Source organism: uncultured Rhodococcus sp., from assembly GCF_963525155.1.
Taxonomy (GTDB): Bacteria; Actinomycetota; Actinomycetes; order Mycobacteriales; family Mycobacteriaceae; genus Rhodococcus_F; species Rhodococcus_F qingshengii.
Genome location: NZ_CAURKP010000261.1, coordinates 1 through 5,768, shown reverse-complemented (window position 1 = coordinate 5,768; position 5,768 = coordinate 1). Strand labels below are relative to the sequence as shown.

At 62.2% G+C, this 5,768-nt stretch carries 5 protein-coding genes and 2 pseudogenes; 1 reads left to right on the top strand and 6 read right to left on the bottom strand.

The window, feature by feature from the left end:
• The 5 genes and pseudogenes from RWT78_RS27605 to RWT78_RS27585 all read right to left on the bottom strand — a co-directional run.
• Positions 1–430: pseudogene (locus RWT78_RS27605) on the bottom strand (N-acetyl-gamma-glutamyl-phosphate reductase); the annotation flags it as partial.
• Between the two features lie 38 nt (positions 431–468).
• Positions 469–930, bottom strand: a complete 462-nt coding sequence (locus tag RWT78_RS27600) for a hypothetical protein (RefSeq protein ID WP_314682361.1) — start codon at positions 928–930, stop codon at positions 469–471.
• Positions 931–1,032: 102 nt separating this feature from the next.
• Complete coding sequence (locus RWT78_RS27595) at positions 1,033–1,968, bottom strand: SDR family oxidoreductase (protein WP_314682358.1); 936 nt, start codon at positions 1,966–1,968, stop codon at positions 1,033–1,035.
• Positions 1,965–2,876 (bottom strand): bile acid:sodium symporter family protein, encoded by a 912-nt coding sequence (locus RWT78_RS27590; protein ID WP_193595257.1) that lies wholly within the window; start codon positions 2,874–2,876, stop codon positions 1,965–1,967. The genes RWT78_RS27595 and RWT78_RS27590 overlap by 4 nt, the downstream gene beginning before the upstream one ends.
• Positions 2,876–4,195, bottom strand: coding sequence for an NAD(P)/FAD-dependent oxidoreductase (locus RWT78_RS27585; RefSeq protein WP_064075619.1), 1,320 nt, complete (start codon positions 4,193–4,195; stop codon positions 2,876–2,878). Before RWT78_RS27585 ends, RWT78_RS27590 begins: the two co-directional genes overlap by 1 nt.
• Positions 4,196–4,251: 56 nt before the next feature.
• On the opposite strand from RWT78_RS27585, the gene RWT78_RS27580 reads away from it, so the two are divergent.
• Complete coding sequence (locus tag RWT78_RS27580) at positions 4,252–5,313, top strand: Lrp/AsnC family transcriptional regulator (RefSeq protein WP_228401013.1); 1,062 nt, start codon at positions 4,252–4,254, stop codon at positions 5,311–5,313.
• A gap of 57 nt (positions 5,314–5,370) precedes the next feature.
• Here the strand turns inward: RWT78_RS27580 and RWT78_RS27575 are convergent.
• Positions 5,371–5,768 (bottom strand): annotated as a pseudogene (locus tag RWT78_RS27575) (phenylalanine--tRNA ligase subunit beta); the annotation flags it as partial.

Sequence of the window (5,768 nt, the reverse complement as noted above, 5' to 3'; positions counted from 1 at the left end):
ATTCAGGAAGACCGTATGGCCAGGTACCGGCATGAGTGCTCTTGTAGTACTTCTCCCAGGCTGCGGGATCCTGCAGCCGGAAGTCCGCGCCGCAGTCGATGATGACCGTCGACTCGGGCAGCAACTTGGCGTACTGAGCCGAATTTCCGTGTGGGAGACCGAGGAAGACGACGTCGTGACCCGAGAGGATTTCGACAGTGGTCTCTTCGAGTACCCGCGAAGAGAGTGGAAGCAAGTGCGGATGATGCTCACCGAGCGTCGAACCGGCGTTGCCACCGGCGGTCAGCGAACCGATCACCAGACTGCCGTCGGCGTAGGACGGGTGCCCGAGGAGCAGACGCAGAACCTCACCACCGGCGTACCCACTGGCGCCGGCGACGGCGACTCTGATCGGCTTGCGTGCGTTCTCGGTCGTACCACCTTCAGTCATGTCACACAGTATGCATCATTGTGCATCGGAATGCATAATTACTTACCCATGGATCGCCGGATCTCCTCGAGCTTGGCCTTTGCGGCCTTCTGGCGCTCGTCCCACTGCTCGTCGACGGACTTTCCGGCAGGACTCTCGTGCGCCAGTTCGGACGAACCTATGGAAGTACCGAAGCGCCCCTCTATCTTCTCCCGAACGCGGTCGAAAGTGGGCACTCCCCCTTCGGTGTAGTCGGGTTCGGGAATTTTCGGATCGGTCGCAAGTACCACCGGGACGTCGATGATCTCGTCGACCTCCACAACGGTGTCGGGTAGTTCGACTTCTTCGGCGTCGGTGATCTCGTTCTCGTCCTCGACGCGGTTCGGCTCGAGGCTCGCGGCAGCGGTGTCCACCACGGAAAGAAGGACCGACAAACTCGGACGACGCTCGACCACTGCGCGGACGACCGCGAGGAAGTCCTTGTCGTCGAGTGCACTGGCGGCCTCGACTACCTGGTGCACGGACCCATCATGTTCGGACCCATCATTTCGTGACACTGTCAGTCCCTTCTCGAAAACGCCGACGGACAATTCCGATCCTTCCACGACCGTCCGTCGAAGGGGTCAGCGTGACGCGAGATACGCGGCAAACGCTTCCTCGCTCGAGTATTCGGGGACGTATCCGAACTGTTCCTTGAGCCGCCGATTGTCGAGAACCGGTCGGTACTGGAGAAATCCGACGCGCTCCGGACCGTGTTCCGTTACGCCCAATCGCCGTCCGACGCGTAGAACGCCTCGCAGCAACCATGCAGGAAGCGTCACCGTGCTCTTGCCCATCCGGGAAGCCAACTCGTCGACGGTCAGCACGCCGTCGCCCGCGACATTGAAGATACCCACTTGGTTTCCGGTCACGGCCTCCGCAAAAGCGCCCGCGACATCGGTGTGCCAGACGAAGACGAAGGGGCTGTCGCTCCCGGCAACCTTGAGCAGCTTGCGGCGATCGAACAACGCGGTGATCTGATTGTCGACGCTCTCACCCAAGATCGTGCCGATCCGGAAGACAACCTGTTCCAACTCCGGGTGTTCGACGCGATATTCGGCGAGCATCTCCTCGACCAGGCGTTTGTGGCGACTGTATGTGAATTCGTCGTTGCCTCGGACAGGTACGTCCTCGGTGATCCACGGTGGGTTGTCGGAGTGGTAGCCGTACGCCGCTCCGGACGAAGACACGACGATCCGTCCAACCCCGTGTTCGACGCAGGCCGCGAGCACGTTTCGTGTCCCGTCGACGTCGACGCGGTACTCCTGCTCTGCTGTCGTGTTCTTGCCGGGATTCACGATGGACGCAAGGTGGATCACGACGTTCGGTCGGTACTCACCGAACACCCGCCCCAACTCTGTGGGGTCGCAGACGTCCGCCCTGACGCGGCGGATGCGATCGTCGGGCGTGTCCTTGACCGTGAGGTCGACACAGACGACGGCGATGCCCTGCGCGATCAGTGCGTCGATGACAGCGGTACCCAGGAACCCGTTCCCGCCCGTGACGAGTGCGACGGTCATGCCGGTACCGCCTTTCGGGCGCGTCGCTTGGACCAGATCGTCGCCAGAGCCAACCCGGCGATGATGTCCCAGATCCCCCACCAGCCGGCCACGACGGCCATGCCACCGAGCCCGTCGAAGAACGTGAACACCAGGCCAAGCCCCAGTCCGGCATTGCGGATGCCGACCTCGAAAGAGACGGCGCGACGGCTGTATTCGTTCAACCCGGTGACGGCGCCGCAGAAGTATCCCAGTGCGAGGGCAACCGTGTCGTGCAGGAAGACCGCGAGCAGTACCACCCCGATGTGGTCGACGAAGTACGACGCATTCCCTGACACACCCGCGACGATGAAGATCAACAACGCCACCAACGAACCGTTTTTCACCCAAGGCTGCGCTTTCGCGGCGATCTCCGGGAACTTTTGTGCCGCCCAGATGCCGAGAACGAACGGCACGCCGATGATCAGGGCGATTTGCGCGACCATCTCGAGCGCATTCAGGTTCACGGACTGCAACAGAGCGTCGGTCTCCGGGCGTCGACTCCCCCAGAACGCGAGATTGAGCGGCATGAGGAAGATCGCGAGGACGTTCGACACCGCCGTCATGGACACCGAGAGTGCGACGTCGCCGCCCGCCCGGTGAGTCAGGACATTCGAGATATTGCCCGGCGGGCAGCACGCCACCAGGATCATGCCGAGCGCTACCGAGGGAGCGGGCGAGAGAATCAGCGTCAGCAGAAAAGTCACTGCCGGCAGCAGCAGGAACTGGGCAGCGATACCCACCGCCATCGCCTTGGGTTTGGTGAGCGCACGACGAAAGTCGTCGACCGAGGTGTCGAGGGCGATCCCCAGCATGATCGCGGCCAGCACCACGTTGAGGATCATCAACGATCCCGGGTTGAAGTTGAGCACCACGTCGTCGATCGGCATCACTGTCCTCCCTTCGTCAGAGCGGCATCAAGCAGTCCGATGTGTCGCTTGATCGCCGATCGGTAAGCGTCCTTGTTCACGTAGTAGGCCATTCGTCCCAACTTCAGGTACTTGTATCCCCCGGACAGATCGGGAGGAGGACCGGCCGCCGCCGCCGAGAATTCCCGCGCCGCGGCGGGGGCTTCGGTACGTGCGGTGATCAATTTGGCCACCAACTCGGCCTGCTCGAAACGGCCCTGCCATCCGAGACCGGATGCTTCGACCATGCCGAGAACAAAGAGATTGTCGTGGCGGCGACTCGCGACGTTGAGGAACAGGTCCGGGGCAGCACCCGACCAGTCCAGGTCCTCGCGCGCGATGAAGGGATAGTCGAGGTGATACCCCGTGGCGCAGAGAACGAGGTCGTAGTCGGCAGACGATCCGTCGACAAACCGCACCGTCTTCCCCTCGAACCGGTCGACGTCGGCGCGCACGTGCACATCACCGTGCCCGATGTGGTGCAGGATCAACGAGTTCACGACCGGATGCGATTCGTAGATCTTGTAGTCCGGTGCCGGAAATCCGAACCGCACCGGATCACCCGTGAACTGCTTGAGTACCAAGGTGTCGACGCGTTGTTTGATCCACGGCGGCAACGGCTTTCCCTGATTCAAGGTGTCCGAGGGTCGGCCGAACAGATACTTGGGGACGAAGTAGTATCCTCGCCGAACGCTCAGGTCGACGCACTCGGCCTGGTGGACGGCATCGACGGCGATGTCGCATCCACTGTTGCCCGCCCCGATGACCAGTACCTTCTTCCCGCGGAAGATCTCGGCGCTGCGGTACTGGCTCGTGTGCATCAACGTGCCGGTGAAGTCGCCCCGGAAAGTCGGCATGTTCGGCTTCGACAGCGTTCCGTTCGCGATGATCACGCCTCGATACCGCGCGACTGTTGTCTCACCGCTGCGACTGCGCGTGGTGACCTGCCACAGCGAATCGACCGGCGAAACGTCGGCGACGGTAGTGCCGAAGGCAAAGTGCCTGCGAAGATCGTGAGTATCGGCGTAGTCGCGGAAATAATCGGCAAGTTCGACGTGGCTCGGGTAGTCGGCCACCGAATCCGCCATCGGGAACTCCGCGAATGCGGTGGTGCCCTTCGAAGAGATGAGGTGCGCCGACTCGTAGACGGTGCTGTGCGGGTTGTCGATGTCCCAGAGCCCACCGACGTCGTCGTGGCTCTCGAAGCCGTCGAACGCTATCCCGGCCCGATCGAGGTTTCGCGCGCCGGCCAATCCAGACGGGCCCGCTCCGATCAGCGCGTACTTCTCCTCTGTGATCATCCGTCGAGCGTCGCAGATAGTCCGAATCTTGCAGAAATATGCCGGATAATGACGTTATGAGCGCACCAGATACCGGCAACGGTCGCGGGATAGATGAAATCGATCTGAGGATAATCAATGCGCTCCAGCTCGCACCGCGATCGAAGTGGCTTTCGTTGGCCGGACCACTCGAACTCGACGCCGCGACTCTCGCCCGTCGTTGGAATCGACTCTCCGAATCGTCGTTGGCCTGGGTCACGGTCACTCCAGGGCCACAGGTCCTGGGCAGCATCGTCACAGCGATCATCGAAATCGATTGCTCACCTGCTCTTCTCGACACCGTCGCGGCACGGCTGACTCGCTCGGCTCACGCCGTGACCATCGAAGCATCAACGGGCAGAGCAGATCTGCTCGTCACAGCCGGTACCGCGGACCTGGCGTCGATGTCGCGCTTCATCTCGGAAGACGTCGCAACGATCGACGGTGTACTGGCGACACGAACCTCGATCATCACACGCTGGTTCACCGAAGGTGGGCGATGGAGACTCAATGCGCTGGCACCGTCCGAGAAGGGTGTGCTGACCACCAGCGAAAACCGTACTGCCGTGCGCGCTCGGCCGACCGGGATATCCGAACAGGATCGCAAGGTTCTGACGAAGCTCGCTTACGACGGGCGCACTCCCATGAAGGAACTGGCCGACGCGATCGGTGTCAGTCCCGCTGCGTGCAAACGCCAGATCGACCGGCTCACGTCTTCGGGGTTGGTGGCGCTGCGGTGTGAATTCGCGCGGCCGCTGGCCGGGCTTCCCGTGCTCGCCACTTTGTGGTGCCGCGTCGAACCCGAGCTTCTCGATACGGCGGGACGAGTGCTGAGCCGAGCGCCGGAAGTCCGAAACTGTTTCGCGGTGGTGGGCGCCGACAACCTGGTGGTTCAGTTGTGGCTGCATTCTCCTGCAGAACTCGATGCATTCGAAACTCGTCTGCGCAAGGAGATTCCGGGTCTTTGCGTCACGGAACGATCCATCGTGCTGTATTTGCGCAAACTGCTCGGCCACGTGCTCGACCAGCAAGGGCGACGGACGGACACCGTTGCGCCAGATGTGTGGCTTTCCGATTCACCTCAGTCGAAAAGCCGATAACACGACAGAGCCCACGCCACCGGCAACGGTCGTGGGCTCTGTGATCAGTTGAGGAAATCAGCCACGCATCTGCGCACCGACAGCCTTGGAAGCCGCCTCCACTGCTGCATCGCGCGCGGCACTCGCCTCGTCCTCGGTCAGCGTCCGGTCGACACCACGGAATCGCAACGCGAACGCGAGCGACTTGCGGCCTTCACCGACCTGCTCGCCCTCGAAGACGTCGAAGAGGCGAATGTCTTCGAGAAGCTCACCGCCGCCGGAACGCAGAGCTTCCTGCACCTTGGCTGCCGGAATGTCGCGATCGACAACAACTGCCACGTCCTGGAGCACTGCGGGGAATGGCGAAATGCGCGGCGCGGGCAGATTCTCGACCAATGGCAAAGCGTCGAGATCGATTTCCAGTGCACAGGTGCGCGCGGGCAGTCCCGCGCGCTCGAGAACAGCCGGATGCAGTT